Source organism: Flavonifractor porci (assembly GCF_037572415.1).
Lineage (GTDB): Bacteria > Bacillota > Clostridia > Oscillospirales > Oscillospiraceae > Flavonifractor > Flavonifractor porci.
This window is the reverse complement of sequence record NZ_JBBHLB010000002.1, coordinates 50,128-68,423: the sequence shown is the minus strand read 5'-3', so window position 1 is coordinate 68,423 and position 18,296 is coordinate 50,128. Positions and strand designations below refer to the sequence as shown.

Genomic DNA, 18,296 nt, shown 5'->3' with positions numbered 1-18,296 from the left:
GGTCCCTATGCGTAAGAATAAGCTAACTCATCTGGTAGAGCCCAGTCTGAGGCTGTATTTCCTCTGTCTGGTGTTATTTTCCATTATCACCGCTTTTTTCTCCGTTCCCGTCGCGGTGGGGGAGCTGGCGATGGTGGTCATGCTCTACCTCTACTTCCGCCGCAGCAACGCACTGCGGCAGAAAGAGATTTTAAAGTACATTGAAAACGTGACCTGCAACATGGACTCGGCCACCAAGGACACCATGGTGAACGCCCCCCTGCCCATGGTCATCTTCCGTCCGGAAAATGACGAGGTCATCTGGTCCAACGACCGGTTCCTCCAGATCACCGGGGAGCGGGAGCACCTCTTTGACGTCAAGATCACGGCGGCGGTGCCCGACTTCTCCTCCCGCTGGCTGATGGAGGGTAAGACCGAGTGCCCCACCGAAGTCCCCATCGGGGACCGGCGGTTTTTGGTGTTCGGCCATCTGGTCCGTACTCAGGACCAGGGCGCCCGTGGCTACCTGGCCACCACCTACTGGGTGGATGTCACCGATTTTGCTCTGGTGCGGGACGAGTACTACGCCACCCGCCCCGTGGTGGCCATCCTCACGGTGGACAACTATGAGGAGCTGATGAAAGGCGCCAACGACAGCGCCAAGTCGGCCATGCGCAGCGAGATCGACGACCGGCTGGCCCAGTGGGTGGCCCCCGCCCAGGGTGTGTTTACCCGGTATGAGCGGGACCGCTACCTCTTCCTCTTTGAGGAGCGCTTCCTGGCCCAGTTCCAGGAGGGCAAGTTCTCGATTCTGGACACCGTGCGGCAGGTGACCAGCCCCTCGGGCATTCAGGCCACCCTGTCCATCGGCATTGGCAAGGACGGTGACAACCTGGGCGATTTGTTCCAGTACGCCGCTCTGTCGGTGGAAATGGCCCTCAGCCGGGGCGGCGACCAGGTGGTGGTCAAGAACAAGTTCAACTTCGAGTTCTTCGGCGGACGCACCAAGGAGCTGGAGAAGCGCACCAAGGTGAAGAGCCGGGTCATGGCCAACGCCCTGGGCGAGCTGATGGCCGACGCCTCCACCGTGTTCGTCATGGGCCACAAGTACCCCGATCTGGACTGTATCGGCGCCGCCGCCGGCGTGTGCGCCATGGCCCGGAAGAAGGGCACACCGGTCCACATCGTGCGGGAGCCGGGAGTCAACCCAGCCAGCGAGATGAGCGACCGGCTGAGCCAGGTCCCTGAGTACAAGGATGTGTTCCTCTCCCCCCAGGACGCCATTCTGCTGGCCGACTCCAACTGCCTGCTGGTGGTGGTGGACACCAACCGACCCGAGCAAGTGGTGAGCCAGGACCTGCTGGAGGCGGTCCACAAGGTGGCGGTCATCGACCACCACCGCCGGGCCTCCTCCTATATCGCCGACGCCGCCCTCAACTTCCACGAGCCCTACGCCTCCTCCGCCAGTGAACTGGTCACCGAGCTGTCCCAGTATCTGCTGGAGCCGGCGGATCTGCTGAAGATCGAGGCGGAGGCCCTGTTGGCAGGCATGGTGCTGGACACCAAGCAATTTACCATGCGCACCGGCAGCCGCACCTTTGAGGCGGCGGCCTTCCTGCGCCGCTCCGGCGCCGACACCGGCGACGTAAAGAAGCTGTTCCAGAACGACCTGGAGGGTACCATCGCCCGGTACGACATCATCCAGACCGCCCGGATGTATAAGGACGGCATTGCCGTGGCCCGGGTGGACCACACCGTGGGCCGCATTACAGCCGCCCAGGCCGCCGATGAGCTCTTAAACATCTCGGGCATCGACACCTCCTTCGTCCTCTTCCCCGATAATGAGGGGCGGGTCATTCTCTCCGCCCGGAGCATGGGGGATGTGAACGTACAGGTGGTGCTGGAGAAGCTGGGCGGCGGCGGCAACGCCGCCACCGCAGGCGCCCAGGTCCCCGGCAAGACGGTGGACGAGGTGACCAAGCTGCTCCTCCAGGCCATCGACCAGTATTTAGAAGACGAATAATCGGGAAGCGCGGAGACGCCCGGGAGCAGGGCAGCAGCGAACCGCGCAGACGAAAAAACAGGCGACGGGCAAAGCCCGGAGCGGCATTTTTCGCGGAGCGGTAAGCAGCTGCCCGTCGCGGAGGGCGTGCAGCGTAACAACATTGAATCGTTAACCCAGAAAGGACGAATTACCATGAAAGTGATTTTGCAGCAGGACGTGAAGGGACAGGGCAAGAAGGGCCAGATGATCGAGGCCAGCGACGGCTACGCCCGCAACTTCCTTCTTCCCCGCAAGCTGGCGGTTCTGGCCACCGCGGAGAATATCAACACCATGAAGATGCAGGAGAAGGCCAAGGCCGCCCAGATGGCCGCCGAGAAGGCGGAGGCCGAGGCCACCGCCGCCAAGCTGAAGGAACTCTCCGTCAAGGTGTCCGCCAAGGCGGGCAACGGCGGCCGGCTCTTCGGCGCCGTCACCACCAAGGAGATCGCCGACGCCCTCTCCGCCCAGCACGGCATTACCGTTCAGAAGACCAAGATCGTTCAGGATGAGCCCATCAAGGCCTTTGGCACCTATGAGCTGAAGGTGAAGCTGGGCTACGAGGTCACCGGTACCCTGAAGGTAGTGGTGGCTGAGCAGTAAATCAAACCTTCCCCCATTAGGGGGGAAGGTGGCCTGAAAGGCCGGATGAGGGAGACCGATTCCTGCGTACCCCTCATCAGTCTCGCTTTGCTCGACAGCTTCCCCCCTGAGGGGGGAAGCTTATCCAGGGGAGGTGAAGGAACATGGCAACCGAAGAGGAACTGCTGCTGCGGCAGATGCCCCACAGCGTGGAGGCCGAACAGAGTGTGCTGGGCGCCATGCTCATCGACGCCCGGTGCGTGCCCGATGTGATCGAGGAGCTGAAGCCCGAGGACTTCTATCTGCGGACCAACCGGGAGATCTACGAGACCATCTACTCCATGTTCAACTTCTCCCTCACCATTGACCCGGTGACCGTGCTGGATCATATGCGCCAGAACGGGGTATACGACGAGAATACCTCCCGCAACTATGTTCTCCAGCTGATGGAGGTCACCCCCACGGCGGCCAACGTGAAGGAGTATGTGGCCATCGTCAAGGACAAGGCCCTGCTCCGCCGCATCGCCGAGACGGCGGGGGATCTCACCGCCCTGGTGCAGGAGGGCACCGGCACCGGTCAGGAGGTGCTGGAGGCCGCCGAGCAGCGGATCTATGCCATCCGTCAGGGCCGTGCCTCCCAGGGTCTGACCCACATCTCCGGCGTTATTCTCAATGTGTATGAGCGCCTCAATGAGCTGGCCGCCAGTGATTCCGCCGTCCCCGGCCTGAGTACCGGCCTGCCCGATGTGGATATGGCCATCTCCGGCCTGAATAAGTCCGACCTGATCCTGCTGGCCGCCCGCCCCGGCATGGGTAAGACCTCCTTCGCCCTGAATATGCTGCTCCACGCTGGTAAGTTCTCGGGCAAGACGGTGGTCTTTTTCTCCCTGGAAATGAGCCGGGAGCAGCTGGCCATGCGTCTGATCTCCGGCGAGGCCTTCGTGGACAACAAGAAGCTGGTCACCGGCAAGCTGGGCGAAGAGGACTGGTCCAAAATCGCCGCTGCCTCGGCGGCCCTCAACCAGACCCAGATCCTCATTGACGACAACCCCGCCCTCTCCGTGGCCGACATGAATGCCAAGTGCCGCCGGGTGGATAATCTGGGTCTGGTGGTCATAGACTACCTCCAGCTCATGACCTCCGCCGGCGGTCCCACCCGCAGCAGCGACAACCGCCAGCAGATCGTCTCCGACATCTCCCGTGCCCTGAAGATCATGGCCAAGGAGCTCAATGTGCCGGTGGTCTGTCTGTCCCAGCTGTCCCGTGGTCCCGAGAGCCGCCAGAACAAGCGGCCCATGCTGTCCGACCTGCGTGAGTCGGGCGCCATCGAGCAGGACTCCGACATCGTCATGTTCCTCTACCGGGACGACTACTATAATGAGACCAGTGAGAACCACAATCTGGCCGAGTGCATCATCGCCAAGAACCGTCATGGCGAGACCGGCACGGTGGAGCTGCAGTGGCTGCCCGAGTACACCACCTTCTCCTCCATCGACCGGAGGCACAGTGAGTATTAGAATCCCCCCGACAGGAACACCACAGGAGAACACCTTTATGCTGGAAGCTGTCAAGGCCCTTACAACCGAATACGATATGCTCCCCTCCGGAGGCAAGGTGCTATGCGCCGTGTCCGGCGGGGCCGACTCCATCTGCCTGCTCCACCTGCTCCACAGCCTGTCGGCTGAGGGCGGCTTCCAGGTAGCCGCCGCCCACTACCACCACGGGATGCGGGGGGAAGTTGCCGATGCCGACGCCGCCTTTGTGGAACACTTCTGCAAAGAGCGGAACATCCCCTGCGTGGTGGAAAAGGGCGACGTGTACGGTGAAGCCGCCCGCCGTGGCCTGGGGGTGGAGGAAACCGGCCGGGAACTGCGGTACGAATTCCTTCGCCGGACGGCGGAACAGCTGGGCTGCAACCGCATCGCCACCGCCCACAACGCCGACGACAATCTGGAGACCCTGCTGCTCCACCTGACCCGTGGGGCCGGGCTCCACGGCCTGGCTGGTATCCCGCCCCGCCGGGGAGAACTGGTGCGTCCCCTGCTCACTACCCCACGGGCGGACATCGAGGCCTATCTGGAAGCGCACCACCTGACCCATGTGGAGGACTGCACCAACACCGACGAGCGCTATGCCCGCAACAAGCTGCGCCGCCAGGTGATTCCGGTGCTGCGGGAGCTAAACCCCCGGCTGACCGAGCGCTCTGTGGAAACGATGGGTTATCTCCGAGCCGACAACGACTACCTCAACGCCCAGGCCGCCATGGCTTGCAGCCACGCCCGCTGGGCGGAGGACGACCTGGTCATCGAGGCCCACTACATTGCCGAACTGCCCGCCGCCATTGCCCCCCGGGCGGCCCGCCGCCTGTTGGAAATGACGGGGGACGGCAACACTGACTGTTCCGCCGCCCATCTGAAAGCGGTGGTGGACCTGGCAGTGGGAGACGATCCATCGGCGGTGGCCTTTCTTCCCAACGGGCGGCTGGCCCAGCGGGTGTACAAGGAGCTGCTCATCACCACCCAGAGCGACAACCCGGTGATGACCCCCTGTCCCCTGAACACCGACGGGGAGACCGCGCCGGAGGGCACCGACTGGCACTGCACCTGCCGGGCAGTGATCTGTCCCCCCACAGAGCGGCAAAAGCCCAACGCCTGGTATCTGTCTCAGGAGACACAGGGCCCCCTGGTACTGCGCCCCCGGCAAACGGGGGATGAACTGGCCCTGCCGGGCCGGGACACCAAGACCCTGAAAAAATGGATGATCGACGAGAAAATTCCTCGCCGGGACCGGGACCGCATCCCGGTACTGGCGGATGAACGGGGCGTGCTGGCTTCAGCCGGCCTCGGCCCCCATAGAGAGCGTACGGCAACGCCCGGCCAACCGGCCTGGGAAGTGGTATTTTGGAAGGAAAGGTAAGAGAAATATGGAACACATCCTGGATAAAGACGTAGAACGGATCCTCTTTACCGAAGAGGAGCTGAAAAACCGGGTGGCGGAAATTGCCGCTCAGATCGACAAGGACTATGCGGGCAAGCAGCCCCTGCTGGTCAGCGTGCTGCGGGGCTCCTTCGTCTTTATGGCCGATCTGGTCCGGCAGATTCACCTGCCCTGCACCGTGGACTTTATGGCGGTGTCCTCCTACGGCGCCGGCACCTCCAGCTCCGGCCAGGTCAAGATCATCAAGGACCTGTCTGAGCAGATCGAGGGCAAGGACCTGATCGTGGTGGAGGATATTCTGGACAGCGGCAACACCCTGAGCTACCTGCTCCAGCTGCTTGAGGCCCGCAAGCCCGCCTCCGTGCGGCTGTGCACCCTGCTGGATAAGCCCTCCCGCCGGGTGAAGGATGTGGAGGTCAGCTATTCCGGCTTCTCCATCCCCGACTACTTCGTGGTGGGCTACGGCCTGGACTACGCGGAGAGGTACCGTAACCTGCCCTACATCGGCGTGCTGAAGCCCTCCGTGTACGGCGGGGAATAAGGCCCCTCAAATCTGCCCGGAAAGGACGTGTCTGTTCCTTGAAACGTAACGGAAGCCTGCGGGACGTAGGCTTTTATGTACTCATTGCCATTTTGCTGATTGTATCCATTTTTATCCTCCGGGGCGGCATGAACACCGGGGACAACATGACCTACGGTCAGGTCCGCCGCCTGCTGGAACAGCAGCAGGTCACCCGCGTGGAGCTGGACAATAAAACCGTCACCCTCTGGCTGAAGGAGGCGGTGGGCGGCAAAGCCACCGTCACCTATGACGTGGCCAATCCCCAGTGGTTCTACAACGACTTCAACGACCTGATCGTGAAGCAGATGCAGCTGGGTATTATCCAGGACTATGACTACCCCGCCGGCTTCGAGCCTCCCTTCTGGGTCAGCTTCCTGCCCTGGATCGCGGTGCTGGTGGTCTTTGGACTGCTGTGGTATTTCATGTTCCTCCGTCAGACCGGAGGGGGCGGAGGAGGCGCCGGAGCCGACCGCACCGCCCGCTTTGGCCGGGCCCGCACCCGGACCGGCACCGACGAACAGAAGAAGGTCACCTTTGATGACGTGGCCGGCGCCGAGGAGGAAAAGGGAGAACTGCAGGAGATCGTGGAGTTCCTCAAGGACCCCCGCCGGTTTCTGGATCTGGGCGCCCGTATCCCCAAGGGCGTACTGCTGGTGGGCCCTCCCGGCACCGGTAAAACCCTGCTGGCCAAGGCGGTGGCCGGAGAGGCCGGCGTCCACTTCCTGTCCATCTCGGGCTCCGACTTCGTGGAGCTGTACGTGGGCGTAGGCGCCAGCCGTGTCCGTGACCTGTTTGACCAGGCCAAGAAGAACGCCCCCGCCATTGTGTTTATCGACGAGATCGACGCCGTGGGCCGCCAGAGGGGCGCGGGCCTGGGCGGCGGTCACGACGAGCGCGAGCAGACCCTCAACCAGCTGCTGGTGGAGATGGACGGCTTCGGCAACAACGAAGGCGTGGTGGTCATGGCGGCTACCAACCGTCAGGACATTCTGGACCCCGCCCTGCTGCGGCCCGGCCGGTTCGACCGGCAGGTCTATGTGGGCTACCCTGACATCAAGGGCCGCGAGGCGATCCTGAAGGTCCACGCCCGCAACAAGCCCCTGGGAGACGACGTGTCCCTGGCGGAGCTGGCCAAGGGCACCGGCGGCTTTACCGGCGCCGACCTGGAGAATCTGATGAACGAGGCCGCCCTGCTGGCCGCCCGCCGGCACAATCGCTTCATCGGCATGAAGGACCTGAACGAGGCTGTCATCAAGGTCATTGCCGGTCCCGAGAAGAAGAGCCGGGTGGTCATTGAGCGGGAGCGCAAGCTCACCGCCTACCATGAGGCAGGCCACGCCATCGTGATCCACGATCTCAAGACCCAGGACCCGGTCCACCAGATCACCATCATCCCCCGAGGCATGGCAGGCGGCATGACCATCTCCCTGCCCCAGGAAGACGTGACCTTCCAGTCCAGGCAGCAGCTCACCGAGCGCATTGCCGTCTGTCTGGGCGGCCGGGCCGCCGAACAGCTGGCCCTGGGCGATATCTCCACCGGGGCAGGCAACGACCTACAGAAGGCCAGCGCTATCGCCCGCAATATGGTCACCCGCTACGGCATGAGCGACAAGGTGGGCAACGTGGTCTTTGACTCCGGCCACGACGAGGTGTTCATCGGCCGCTCCATGGCCCAGACCAAGAACTACTCGGAAGAGGTGGCCGCCCTCATCGACCAGGAGATCAAGAGCCTCATCGACGGCGCCTACAACCGCTGCGTGGAGATCCTCTCCGCCCGCCGGAAGGAGCTGGACTTTGTGGCCGACTACCTGCTGAAGTATGAGAATATGGACGCCGCCGCCTTCGAGCTGGTGTTCACCGATCCCGCCGCCGTCCAGCCCCCCGCCGCCTATCAGGCAGTTGAGGAGGCCCAGGAGGAGGAATCCGACCCTCAGGATGAGCAGGAGTGACCCTCGAAACAAAACACGGTGTATTTTCCTTTCCGGAAAATACACCGTGTTTTGTTTATTTCAGTTCCAGGCCCGACAGATACCGCCGGGCCAGGTCAAAGCCGTGGCTGGCGGCAATGTGGCGGATACGCTGGCGGCCCATGGACATATTCACCTTACGGACCCAGGTGCCGTCAGGGGTCGCCAGGCCGATGAACACCAGCCCCACCGGATTGCCCCGCTCGTCAGGGTCAGGCCCCGCCACGCCGGTGGTGGAGATGGCCAAATCGCAGCCCAGTACCTTCCGGGCTCCCTCGGCCATTGCCCGGGCCACTGGTTCACTGACGGCGCCGTATTGGTCCAGCAGGTCCTGATCCACCCCCAGCACCGTGTGCTTTACCTCGGTGGCGTAGCTCACCACGCCCCCCCGGAACACAGAGGACACCCCGGCCAGATCAGTCATCCGCTTGGCCACCAGGCCGCCGGTGCAGCTCTCAGCAGTACCCAGGGTAAGGCCCTTCTCCTTCAGAAGGGCAAAGACCGCCGCCTCCAGAGAGGGAACATCCACCCCGTAGACCAGAGGGCCGAAGTGGGCCTTCAGGTCGGCCTCCACCGGATCGATGAGGGCGTGGGCGCTCTCCTCATCAGCAGCCTTGGCGGTGATCCGAAGCTCGCACTCTCCCTCCTTGGCGTAGGGGGCCAGGGTGGGATTGGTCATGGCGTTCATGCGCTCACGCAGTTGGGCCTCCATGGAGGACTCCCCGATGCCGAAGAGCTTCAGGGTGCGGGATACGATGACCCCATCGGCCAGGTCCTTCAGATAGGGGACCACCCGGTGAGTAAACATGGCCTTGCACTCCCGGGGCGGGCCGGGGAGCATGATGACCCGGACGCCATCGTCCTCAAAGGCCACGCCGGGGGCGGTGCCCCAGTCGTTGTCCAGCACGGTGCAGCCCTGGGGCAGCATGGCCTGCTGGTAATTGTTGTCCGTCATTGGGCGGTTGGGGTGAAGCCGCTGGAAATAGGCCTCGATTCGCTTGGCGGAGGGCTCATGAAACACCAGCTGCCTGCCAAAACACTGGGCCAGCACGTTTTTGGTCAGGTCGTCGCAGGTGGGACCCAGACCGCCGGTGGTGATGATGATATCCGCCCGGGTGCGGGCCAGCTCTACGGCGGCTTTCAGCCGGTCCGGATTGTCCCCCACCACCGTGTGGTAGTAGACGTTGATGCCCAGGGCGCTCAGCCCCTGGGACAGCATCTGGGCGTCGGTGTTGGCGATGTTGCCCAGCAGCAATTCCGTACCCACGGCAATGAGTTCCGCGGTATGAGACATGAGGAAACACTTCCTTCGTTGGAATGGTGGAACGGGCGGGGATAAACCCCGCCCCTACTGTTTGCGTCGTAGGGGCGACCCTTGTGGTCGCCCGCATTCCTTATACTTGTACTCTTTCGATGCCCTCCACGGCGGCCTTCACCAGGCCCTCCACGTCCAGGGCCTCCTCGGCGTGCTCCAGCTCCCCCAGCACCGGCCGCAGCCGGGGATGGCGGGGGGTAAACACGGTGCAGCAGTCCTCATAGGGCAGGATGGAGGTCTCAAAGGTGTTGATCTTGCGGGCAATCCGCACGATCTCCTCCTTATCCATGCCCACCACGGGGCGCAGAATGGGCAGGTCGCACACGGCGGTGGTGGCCCGCATGGCCTCCATGGTCTGGCTGGCCACCTGGCCCAGGCACTCGCCGGTGACGATGGCCCCGGCGCCGCACCGGGCGGCCACCGCCTGGGCAATGCGCATCATGAACCGGCGCATGAGGACGGTAAACAGCTCCTCGGGGCACTTGCGGCGCAGTTCTTCCTGAATAGCAGTGAAGGGCACCACATGGACGGTGAGCCGTCCGCACCAGGGGGTGAGCAGCTTGGCCAGGTCCAGCACCTTCTGCTTGGCCTCCTCGGAGGTGTAGGGGTAGGAGAAGAAATGAACCATCTCCAGGGCGATGCCCCGCTTGGCGATCATCCAGGAGGCCACCGGGGAGTCAATGCCGCCGGAGAGCAGGCTCACCGCCCGGCCTCCCACGCCCACCGGCAGACCGCCTGCGCCCGGCTCCGGGTCGGCGTGGACATAGGCGGCATAGTCCCGTACTTCAAGATAGACGGTGAGCTCCGGATTGTGTACGTCCACCTTCAGATTGGGGTACTTCTCGTCCAGCTCGCCTCCCACATACTGGGACAGCTGGATGGAGGTCATGGGGAAGCTCTTGTCGGCCCGCTTGGACTCCACCTTAAAGGTATGGGCGGCGGCCAGCTTGTCCTCCAGGTACTCAATGGCGGTCTGGAGCATGGCGTCCTTGTCCTTCTCGCAGGCCCGGGCCCGGCTCAGGCCCACCACGCCGAACAGCTTGGTCATGGATTCCCAGGCCCCGTCCAGATCACAGTCATCGTTTTTGGGCTCCACATACATGGTGGACTGCTTGCAGTACACCTTGAAATCGCCGTGGTGCTTCAGGCGGCGGCGTGCGTTGGCAATCAGCTTATCCTCAAAGGTGCGGCGGTTCAGGCCCTTCAGGACCAACTCCCCCAGCTTGAGCAGAATGATCTCGTTCAATGGTAGTTCTCCTTTATCAATGGTTTATAGATCCCGTTTCTTTTGCAGTCGGATGTCCTCTCCGTAGAAGGGCAGCACCCGGTACTCCCCCTCCAAGCGGGAGGAAATTTGCGGGGTGTAGCGCTGGCGCACCTGGGTCATGGTCAGGTTGGAGGAAATCACTGTCTGTTTCCCCGCCATAAGCCGGGAGTTGACCAGAGTATACAGGGCGGACTGGACGAAGGGCGTGGTGAGCTCGCTGCCCAGATCGTCCAGAATCAGCAGGTCGCAGCCCAGATAGCGCTTTGTTTCGTCTTTTGCCTCGTCGGCGTCCAGCTTGTCCCGGGCAAACTTCTGCTCCTCAAACCGGGCAAACACGTTGACCGCCGTATCGTACACCACGGAGAAGCCGTTTTCCGACACGGTGCGGGCAATGCAGGCGGACAGGAAGGTCTTGCCCAGACCCGGCGCGCCCGAGAGAAACAGGTTGCGCAGCTTGAACCGCCCAAACTTCCGGGCGTAGTTGGAGCACAGGTCGAAGATGAACTCCATGTTCTCCCGGGGGGAGAGGGCCTCGCCCGGCCAGGGCAGGGGAGAGTAGTAGTCCATGGAGAAGGTCTCAAAGGACTGCTCCCCCAAATCCAGCAGCTTGGACAGTTCCTTGATCTGCTCCTCGCCGCACAGCTTTTTCAGACAGGTGCACATCTGGGCTCCCACCCAGCCGGTATCGTTGCACTTGGGGCAGGCGGGCTGCTCGTCCAGGGCGTCGGCCCCCCAGCCGTTCTGGAGGAGCAGATGGGTGCGCTCAGCCTGAAGGGACAGGTTGTGGTCCTTGATGACCTGGATGGATGGGCCGGGGTCCCGCCCCTCCCGCAGAGAGGAGGCGATGATCTGGTATACCGTCCCCTTCAACTCCTTGTCGATCTCCCGGAGCCGGGGCAGCTGGGCATAGATCTCCGTCTTGCGGCGGGCAAGAGCCTCCTCCCGTCGGCGGCGGCCCTCCTCCAGCCGCTTGGTGGCCCGGTAGAGCACGCTGGCTTCGTATCCCATGGCTTATCCCTCCTTGTCCCGTTCCTTCTCCTGCCGGAGAAACTCCCGCATCCGTTCCAGATCCTCCCGCACACGCCGGTCCACATCGCCAGGGGCGGCGGGGTGATCCTGCATGGCGGGTTTGTTGCCGCCGGCGGAAACGGCGCTCTGGGCCGTTCGGGCGGGCTTGTCCCCCGCCTCGATCTCCGCCAGGGTATGTAGGTTCTTCTTGTGCCAGCCCGTCAGGATGCCGTTCATGTAATCCCAATCCATCTGCTGCTTCTTGTACACCGTCTTTTCGTAGGCCAGCCGCAGCACGTCGTCGGAAAAGCCCATGTCGGTCCAGGCCGCCACCTTCCGCTTTTCCTTGTCCACCAGAGGCCGGGGCTTGAGACCCAGCAGCTGGAGGATGGCCCCCTCCCGCGTGCGGTAGAGGCTCTTGCGTTTCAGGTGAGCGTCGGCGGCCTGGGCGGTGTCCACCCCCAGCCGCTTCCAGGCAAAGCCCTCCTTCAGCACCTGGGACATCCGGGGCTTCTGGCCCGCGCCGTATTTCCGCTCAAACTCCTCCACGCACCAGCTCACCAGCAGGCAGATCACCTCTGCGGGGAGGGCCAGGTAGTCGTACAGGGTATACAGGCTCTTCAGATCGGCGGTGGACAGCACCTTGCCCAGCCGCCGCTGGACCTCGTTCACCAGGCCGGGGAAAGTAGAGGTGGCGTCCTCGATCTCCCGGGTGATGTCGGCGGCGGTGTAGTCCGGCGGACCCTGGGGGGCGGGGATGGGAGGGGTCTCGGCCTGGGTCTTGCCGTCGGACAGGCCCAGATTCACCAGGGCGGCGGAGGCATCCTCCAGCCGCTGGCCGTCCCACTTGAGCTCCTTCCTGGCCTGGGCGGGGTCCAGCACCCCCCCGTGGCGGAGCAGCCACAGGTAGAGCAGAGCGGCGTCCCCGTTGCCGCAGGCGGTGAGCCGGTCGACTGCCCGGGCGTCCATGGATATGATATTGCCCGGCAGCAGCAGCTGCGGCATAGGGCATCCCTCTTTCCCTCGTGATCTCGTACCTGTTATCATACCACATTCCGGGGGTTGGGCACAATCCCGCAGCAAACATTTCCGGAGATGTGTTTTTCTTTGGAATCGATTGCATTCCAAAGAAAAAATGGTACAATGATCGTGAAGAGATCCACCTGCAAGCCTGGGAAAGGGGGCCTTGCCATGACCCGGCGGAGTTACCTCTGGCTGCTGTGTGCCGTCAGCCTGCTGCTCACCCTGCGAAGCGTTTACCAAATTGGGAAAACCTTGTGGGCGGGTGGGATGACTGGCCTTCTCCCCAACGCCATCCTGCTGGCCTGCCTGATCGTAGTGGACGGCTGTCTGCTGTGGAGCGCCCTCCGTGCCGCTCCGGCGGTGGAGACCCCGCCCTCCCCCGGACAAAAAGCCCCCCTCTGCCGGGCGGGCTGGACCTGTCTGCGGATTCTGGCCGCGGTAGGATTGCTGGTCCTGTTCCTGAAGGATCTGCTGCCCCTTTGGGCGGTGTTCCTCCTGTTGGGCGTGGTGATCCTGCTGATGCTGCTCGTCGCCTGGCGCTTCTGCCGCTGCCCCCGCTGCGGCGGGCGGCTGCGGGAGCGGGACGTGGGCGCGGAGGGCATTTGCCCCCATTGCGGGGCCCGGTTATAATTGCACGTTCAAGCCCATGAGCGGAATCCGCGGATTCCGCTCATGGGATTTTTGTTTGCATTTCCTCAGCAGACAATCTGTTTCCCTTAAAAAGCCCGGCAAAATGCAGAGGCAACGGAGCGTTGCCCCCCTGCAGCAACGGGAAAATGGTTTACAAGCAACAGGTCCTGGGCTACGCTGTTGAGGCGGTGAAAGAATCCGAAAGGGCTGATTACAAAACATAGGAGGGAACTGTATGAAAAAGAACCGTTCTGTTATTCCGTTTTTAAGCGGCGTCCTGGCCACGGTCCTGACCATGGGCTGCGTCACCACCGCCCTGGCCGCCTCCGGCCTGGTGCAGTTCAGCCCCGTGGGACTCCAGCTGAATGGTAAGGCCATCTTCGCGGCGGGCGACAGCGTGAACACCGAGAGCGGGCAGTCCGTCCCCTCCAGCATCGTCTACACCGACGAGGCGGGGGGCGGCACCACCTACCTGCCCCTGCGGACCATCGCCAACCTGCTGGACGTACCCATCACCTGGGACGGAGACGAAACGACCGTCGTGCTGGGCCGGGACGGTGGGGGCGGCATTACGGTGGAACCGGGTACCGGGGAGACCGCATGGGATTCCCTTCCGCTGCATCAGGCGGGAAAGACCGCAGGGCCCTTTGCCGAGGTCCAGCCCGCCGCCCGGAAAGGCGGCATCATGCTGCTGGAGGAGACCCAATTCCGCTCGGGCAGCAATTTCAGCCGGGACATCCCCTTTGTGGCCGCCAACGGCCGCTATCTCAGCGTCACCGTAACCAACAACGGCACCCAGCCCCTGCTGTTCCAGGCAGGACATCTATATGCCACGGGACGGGATATGCTCGCCACCCAGATCCCCGCCGGAGCCACCGTCACCCGCACCTTTGAGGCGCTGGAGAGCGGTGCAGCCATTCAGCCCCGCTTCGGCGTAGACATCTCCACCGGTAGCGGAGAGGGCGGAACGGTGGAGATTCAGATTTCCGCAGTACAGTTCAACGGGTAACGCCCCGAATCTTACCAGATTCAGGCGGGTTGCGGAATGGGGAAAAGAACAGTAGAATGAGAGGTACTAACTCCTGCATACGCTGCGCTGTTGAGGTGAAAAAACATGGATTTGACAGAGAGACTGGCCCAGGCCCGGAAGGCCCGGGGGCTTTCCCAAGCCGAGGCGGCGGAGCGGCTGAACGTATCCCGGCAGGCCATCTCCCGGTGGGAGACCGGAACGGGGATGCCCACCCTGGATAACCTGATCCAGATGGGCAAGCTGTACCAGGTGTCGCTGGATGAGCTGGTATACGGTGTGGGAGGAGCGGAGGTCCCGGAAGAGCTTCCGGAATCGGAGGTACTGACGAAAGAGCCGGAGCCGGCACAAACACCTAAAAGGAGGCGGCCCGCCCTGCTGGCGGTGCTGGCCCTTGTGGTCGCGGGGGTCCTGGCCCTGGGGATTTGGGGCAGCGGCCTGATAACCAGCGACAAGGGCAAACATAGCAGCTCGGTGATCGTGGTGGGCGGAGTGGAACAGGACTGGGACAAGCTGCCGCTGGATCGTGCAGGAGAGCAGGTGGGTCCCTTCGGCGAGGTGGAGCCTGTGACGCAGGAACTGGGCATCCATGTGCTGGAGGACACCGAATATCGTTCCGGCAGCAATTTCAGCCGGGACATCCCCTTTGTGGCCGCCAATGGCCGCTATCTCAGCGTCACCGTCACCAACAACGGTACCCAGCCCCTGCTGTTCCAGGCCGGTTACCTGCAAGAAAACGGGCGGGATATGCTTGCCACCCAGATCCCCGTCGGGGCCACCGTCACCCGCACCTTTGAAGTGCTGGAGAGCGGCGGGAACAACCACCAGCCCCGCTTTGGCGTGGATATCTCCACCGGCAGCGGCGAGGGCGGAACGGTGGAAATCCAAATCTCCGCGGTGCAATTCAAAGGATAAAGGTCTGGCAGTCCCGGGGCAACGGAGCGTTGCCCCCTCTGCAACAGATATGTGGTTTACAAGAAACGCTCCATTGGATAAGCTGATTTTGAGGATAGAGATGACACAGACGTGTCCGCAGCTTCAAAATGCGTTTCCCTATTCTTATTCCCTTCCAGAGCCCGGGGACGGAATGAATTCATTCCGCCCCCGGGCTTTGTCATGTGCGGAGGAGGCCGGATGGGGTCATAGGTTGCGGGATCGGGCAAATAGAGGTAAAATAAAGGGCACGCAACGCTTCATTGCTCCTGTGCAACGGAGATGATATTTACAAAAAATCAGGTATCAGCTACGCTGTTGAGGTGAAGAAAGATGGAATTGACAGAGAGACTGGCCCAGGCACGGAAGACCAGAGGGCTTTCCCAGGCCGATGCGGCGGAGCGGCTGAACGTGTCCCGGCAGGCCATCTCCCGGTGGGAGACCGGCGTGGGGACGCCCTCCCTGGACAGCCTGATCCAGATGAGCCAGTTGTACGGGTTGTCTCTGAACGAGTTGGTATACGGCCCTGAAGCAGCCAAGCCCCGGGAGGAGGTGACGGAGCCTGAGGCGCAGCCGGAGCGCCCGGCGGTACGGGAGCCCCACAGGCGGCGGACAGCTCTGCTGACAGTGGTTTTGTCTCTTGCCACTGCGGGTATCCTAGGCCTGGGGATTTGGGTCGGTTTTGGGGTCGCCGGCACAAGCGGGGATGCTAAAATGTTTTCAGACGATCTAGTAGTAGAAGAAAATGTAAATGTTGGAGAGGAGTTTGATTTAGTGCCATGGGAATGAATTGTAAAAATAGGTTAATAGCAGTAACGGCTTGTGTTGCCCTGCTGGGGTGTCTCAGTATGCAAAGCCCGGCTTTTGCGGTCCAATGTGATATGACGCACGGTGTGGGTGCAAAGTCTCTTCTGGAGCATCAAATAGACAGCCTTATTGAATCCAGAGCGACTGAAACCTATGATATTAGAATTTCTGCAAATACACTGTCAAAGGCCTCCAGCAGCTTTTCCATGTCTGCGGGAGAAACCATCACCATCAACGCCACCTACACCCCCTCTACCGCAAAACTGGACGTGGGACTGATCTATTCAGACGGCTCCTTCCACTATTTCACCGTCACCGGCGGACAAATCAGCAAAACAATTGAAATGACGGAGGCCGGTACCTATACGCTGGCCATCCGAAATAACGCATCTTATAAGGTCGGTGTTTCCGGTTCTGTGAACTATTAAGAAGCAGGCGGACGGCGGATCCGCCCGCCCACCGTTCGTATAGGAAGGATGTGAGTCCCGTGGGTTAAATATCTTTGTAGGTTCAAGGCACTTCGTGATAGCAAAAGTTGTTGAATGCAAGCAACTTTGACTGCAAAAGGGAGGCATAATATGAAAAAGTAACTAGTTTCCACTATCTTGTTGCTTTCCATAGTTATAAGCACTTTTATGCCCGCCTATGCCGTTTCATATCAAGAAAACGATTCGCAAGACACACTTTTGCAAACATATCAGTTTGATGGGCGAATTTACAAAGAATACTATCGTCCCAACGTTGGCGTTGTCATACGCAGGGAATTTGACGGCAATGTAATCAAAAAATTGGAAATGAAGTATTTTTAAACGGAGAATTAGCCATAACTGTTATAATTAAAGAAACATCTTCCAAACTTGATCCCCAGCGTCGCAGCGGCTGGATTCGCCAGGAAACCTGTCCATATGATTGGCTTACTGAAAGTGACTTCAATGTATATGAGACAACCAGAACTATTGATCTTGAATTACACGATGCTGTAGTCAATGTATCTGTTGCCGTACTCATGGAACTAGTCAGTGCAGCTTTGGAATTATTTACAGGGGTGGCCGCACAAATTACATCTGATATCATTGACTTTGTCAAAGACAATATGGAGTGGCAGGATTCAAAATATGTGTACAGCAAAGAGACTCATTACTCTACGGACAAGATGCCTTTTGTGCGAAAAATTGACTGCAGATATTTTATGGGCAAAGATTCAAATGGTAATTTAATCGGCGAAGTAAAAGACGCACGAACAACCATTTATGCCACCTGGGCATAAAATAAAAAGAAGCCATCTCCACTCCATTAAGACCATTCATCCATAATCACAGGTATTCAATTTGATTTTTAGAAAGTGAGGAGTGCGGTATGAACACTTTTCTACTCAGCCTGGGCGGATTAATCGCAGGTGAACTTCTCTATCTGCTGGTTGGGCGTGTTCTGGCCCGCAGGCTGGCGGAACGGCTGGCCGACGGCGACTTTGACCGATCGGTCCGCGGCATGGGTCAAAATATAACCAATGTGATCACTACCGTGCTCCTTCTAATTGCGCTTCGGGTGGTGTGGCGGCCCGTCAGAGAGGTCCACACCTTCGGGGCCATGGCTCTGCTGGCAGTGTTGGCGTTTTTGTTTACTTTCGCAGTGCTGATGCTCCGTGGCGTAATGATCTGCCTCATCCGCCGCAGAGAGGCACTGGAGAAACAATCGGACATCAATGAATAAGCAGATACGTCAGGCATCAGAATAAAAATCTTCCTGTTGAAGCCCGTAGGCGGAATGAATCCATTCCGCCTACGGGCCTTTTGCGTCCCCGCGAAAATTCACGAAGAATTTGTTTTTCTTCCGGGGCTGGATATGGTATAATACTATAAATTACTATGGTCAGGAGGGGTTTGCATGAAAAACCGCGTCGCCGTTACCATCGCCGGGCAGGAGTACACCCTGGTTGGCACCGAGGACGCCGGCTATACCGAGAAGGTGGCAGCCCACGTGGACGAAAAGGTGCGGGAAGTCATGGAGGGCGCCCGCGTCTCTCTGGTGGACGGTGCCGTCCTGGCGGCGGTGAATATTGCCGACGAATACTTTAAAGAGGTGGAGGCGGCAGAGAACCTGCGCCGCCAGCTGAAAGAATATCTGGAGGAAGCCACCAAGCTGAAACTGGAGCTCTCGGAGGCCAAGCGGGAGATCTTCAAGCTGCAAAACAAGAAGTAAGGAAACGGGGGGCGGACGC

Annotated in this window: 18 protein-coding genes; 14 read left to right on the top strand and 4 right to left on the bottom strand. The window is 60.9% G+C overall.

Annotated features, from left to right (window positions below; genetic code table 11):
- Positions 1-7 precede the first annotated feature (7 nt).
- From WHJ28_RS02560 to ftsH, 6 genes are all read left to right on the top strand, one after another.
- Complete coding sequence (locus WHJ28_RS02560; RefSeq protein ID WP_340039554.1) at positions 8-2,002, top strand: DHH family phosphoesterase; 1,995 nt, start codon at positions 8-10, stop codon at positions 2,000-2,002.
- A 174-nt stretch (positions 2,003-2,176) separates the two neighbouring features.
- Positions 2,177-2,623: a 50S ribosomal protein L9 gene (gene rplI / locus WHJ28_RS02555; RefSeq protein ID WP_340039552.1), complete on the top strand. Its 447-nt coding sequence runs from the start codon at positions 2,177-2,179 to the stop codon at positions 2,621-2,623.
- A gap of 143 nt (positions 2,624-2,766) precedes the next feature.
- Positions 2,767-4,119, top strand: coding sequence for a replicative DNA helicase (gene dnaB, locus WHJ28_RS02550; protein ID WP_340039551.1), 1,353 nt, complete (start codon positions 2,767-2,769; stop codon positions 4,117-4,119).
- A 37-nt stretch (positions 4,120-4,156) separates the two neighbouring features.
- On the top strand, positions 4,157-5,518 hold the full coding sequence (gene tilS, locus WHJ28_RS02545) for a tRNA lysidine(34) synthetase TilS (RefSeq protein ID WP_340039550.1): 1,362 nt from the start codon (positions 4,157-4,159) through the stop codon (positions 5,516-5,518).
- 7 nt (positions 5,519-5,525) lie between these two features.
- Positions 5,526-6,080 (top strand): hypoxanthine phosphoribosyltransferase, encoded by a 555-nt coding sequence (gene hpt, locus WHJ28_RS02540; protein ID WP_340039549.1) that lies wholly within the window; start codon positions 5,526-5,528, stop codon positions 6,078-6,080.
- Between the two features lie 38 nt (positions 6,081-6,118).
- On the top strand, positions 6,119-8,050 hold the full coding sequence (ftsH, locus tag WHJ28_RS02535) for an ATP-dependent zinc metalloprotease FtsH (protein WP_340039548.1): 1,932 nt from the start codon (positions 6,119-6,121) through the stop codon (positions 8,048-8,050).
- A 55-nt stretch (positions 8,051-8,105) separates the two neighbouring features.
- Here ftsH and WHJ28_RS02530 read toward each other — a convergent pair whose 3' ends face one another.
- The 4 genes from WHJ28_RS02530 to WHJ28_RS02515 all read right to left on the bottom strand — a co-directional run bounded on the left by WHJ28_RS02530 (position 8,106) and on the right by WHJ28_RS02515 (position 12,663).
- Positions 8,106-9,362 carry a competence/damage-inducible protein A gene (locus WHJ28_RS02530; RefSeq protein WP_340039547.1) on the bottom strand — a complete coding sequence of 419 codons (1,257 nt, stop codon included), beginning with the start codon at positions 9,360-9,362 and terminating at the stop codon, positions 8,106-8,108.
- 100 nt (positions 9,363-9,462) lie between these two features.
- The gene (thiI, locus tag WHJ28_RS02525) at positions 9,463-10,629 is read right to left on the bottom strand and encodes a tRNA uracil 4-sulfurtransferase ThiI (RefSeq protein WP_340039546.1); all 1,167 of its coding nucleotides are present in this window, start codon (positions 10,627-10,629) and stop codon (positions 9,463-9,465) included.
- A gap of 24 nt (positions 10,630-10,653) precedes the next feature.
- Positions 10,654-11,658: an ATP-binding protein gene (locus WHJ28_RS02520; protein WP_340039545.1), complete on the bottom strand. Its 1,005-nt coding sequence runs from the start codon at positions 11,656-11,658 to the stop codon at positions 10,654-10,656.
- A 3-nt stretch (positions 11,659-11,661) separates the two neighbouring features.
- The gene (locus WHJ28_RS02515; RefSeq protein ID WP_340039544.1) at positions 11,662-12,663 is read right to left on the bottom strand and encodes a DnaD domain protein; all 1,002 of its coding nucleotides are present in this window, start codon (positions 12,661-12,663) and stop codon (positions 11,662-11,664) included.
- A 186-nt stretch (positions 12,664-12,849) separates the two neighbouring features.
- On the opposite strand from WHJ28_RS02515, the gene WHJ28_RS02510 reads away from it, so the two are divergent.
- The 8 genes from WHJ28_RS02510 to WHJ28_RS02475 all read left to right on the top strand — a co-directional run bounded on the left by WHJ28_RS02510 (position 12,850) and on the right by WHJ28_RS02475 (position 18,277).
- The gene (locus tag WHJ28_RS02510; protein WP_340039543.1) at positions 12,850-13,311 is read left to right on the top strand and encodes a hypothetical protein; all 462 of its coding nucleotides are present in this window, start codon (positions 12,850-12,852) and stop codon (positions 13,309-13,311) included.
- Positions 13,312-13,546: 235 nt separating this feature from the next.
- Entirely contained in the window at positions 13,547-14,320 is a 774-nt protein-coding gene (locus tag WHJ28_RS02505) for a stalk domain-containing protein (protein ID WP_340039542.1), read from the top strand.
- A gap of 105 nt (positions 14,321-14,425) precedes the next feature.
- Positions 14,426-15,253 carry a helix-turn-helix domain-containing protein gene (locus WHJ28_RS02500; protein ID WP_340039541.1) on the top strand — a complete coding sequence of 276 codons (828 nt, stop codon included), beginning with the start codon at positions 14,426-14,428 and terminating at the stop codon, positions 15,251-15,253.
- 351 nt (positions 15,254-15,604) lie between these two features.
- Positions 15,605-16,060 carry a helix-turn-helix domain-containing protein gene (locus WHJ28_RS02495; RefSeq protein WP_340039540.1) on the top strand — a complete coding sequence of 152 codons (456 nt, stop codon included), beginning with the start codon at positions 15,605-15,607 and terminating at the stop codon, positions 16,058-16,060.
- Positions 16,061-16,284: 224 nt separating this feature from the next.
- Positions 16,285-16,506, top strand: a complete 222-nt coding sequence (locus WHJ28_RS02490) for a hypothetical protein (protein WP_087390333.1) — start codon at positions 16,285-16,287, stop codon at positions 16,504-16,506.
- Between the two features lie 578 nt (positions 16,507-17,084).
- Positions 17,085-17,345, top strand: coding sequence for a hypothetical protein (locus tag WHJ28_RS02485; RefSeq protein ID WP_340039539.1), 261 nt, complete (start codon positions 17,085-17,087; stop codon positions 17,343-17,345).
- 89 nt (positions 17,346-17,434) lie between these two features.
- Complete coding sequence (locus WHJ28_RS02480) at positions 17,435-17,788, top strand: hypothetical protein (protein WP_340039538.1); 354 nt, start codon at positions 17,435-17,437, stop codon at positions 17,786-17,788.
- A 174-nt stretch (positions 17,789-17,962) separates the two neighbouring features.
- Positions 17,963-18,277 carry a cell division protein ZapA gene (locus WHJ28_RS02475; protein ID WP_340039537.1) on the top strand — a complete coding sequence of 105 codons (315 nt, stop codon included), beginning with the start codon at positions 17,963-17,965 and terminating at the stop codon, positions 18,275-18,277.
- Positions 18,278-18,296 lie beyond the last annotated feature (19 nt).

Coding starts and splice junctions, on each gene's coding strand:
- WHJ28_RS02560 (WP_340039554.1), top strand. CDS start 8: ATGCGTAAGAATAAGCTAACTCATCTGGTAGAGCCCAGTCTGAGGCTG.
- rplI (WP_340039552.1), top strand. CDS start 2,177: ATGAAAGTGATTTTGCAGCAGGACGTGAAGGGACAGGGCAAGAAGGGC.
- dnaB (WP_340039551.1), top strand. CDS start 2,767: ATGGCAACCGAAGAGGAACTGCTGCTGCGGCAGATGCCCCACAGCGTG.
- tilS (WP_340039550.1), top strand. CDS start 4,157: ATGCTGGAAGCTGTCAAGGCCCTTACAACCGAATACGATATGCTCCCC.
- hpt (WP_340039549.1), top strand. CDS start 5,526: ATGGAACACATCCTGGATAAAGACGTAGAACGGATCCTCTTTACCGAA.
- WHJ28_RS02530 (WP_340039547.1), bottom strand. CDS start 9,362: ATGTCTCATACCGCGGAACTCATTGCCGTGGGTACGGAATTGCTGCTG.
- WHJ28_RS02520 (WP_340039545.1), bottom strand. CDS start 11,658: ATGGGATACGAAGCCAGCGTGCTCTACCGGGCCACCAAGCGGCTGGAG.
- WHJ28_RS02515 (WP_340039544.1), bottom strand. CDS start 12,663: ATGCCGCAGCTGCTGCTGCCGGGCAATATCATATCCATGGACGCCCGG.
- WHJ28_RS02510 (WP_340039543.1), top strand. CDS start 12,850: ATGACCCGGCGGAGTTACCTCTGGCTGCTGTGTGCCGTCAGCCTGCTG.
- WHJ28_RS02505 (WP_340039542.1), top strand. CDS start 13,547: ATGAAAAAGAACCGTTCTGTTATTCCGTTTTTAAGCGGCGTCCTGGCC.
- WHJ28_RS02500 (WP_340039541.1), top strand. CDS start 14,426: ATGGATTTGACAGAGAGACTGGCCCAGGCCCGGAAGGCCCGGGGGCTT.
- WHJ28_RS02495 (WP_340039540.1), top strand. CDS start 15,605: ATGGAATTGACAGAGAGACTGGCCCAGGCACGGAAGACCAGAGGGCTT.
- WHJ28_RS02490 (WP_087390333.1), top strand. CDS start 16,285: ATGTCTGCGGGAGAAACCATCACCATCAACGCCACCTACACCCCCTCT.
- WHJ28_RS02485 (WP_340039539.1), top strand. CDS start 17,085: ATGGAACTAGTCAGTGCAGCTTTGGAATTATTTACAGGGGTGGCCGCA.
- WHJ28_RS02480 (WP_340039538.1), top strand. CDS start 17,435: ATGAACACTTTTCTACTCAGCCTGGGCGGATTAATCGCAGGTGAACTT.
- WHJ28_RS02475 (WP_340039537.1), top strand. CDS start 17,963: ATGAAAAACCGCGTCGCCGTTACCATCGCCGGGCAGGAGTACACCCTG.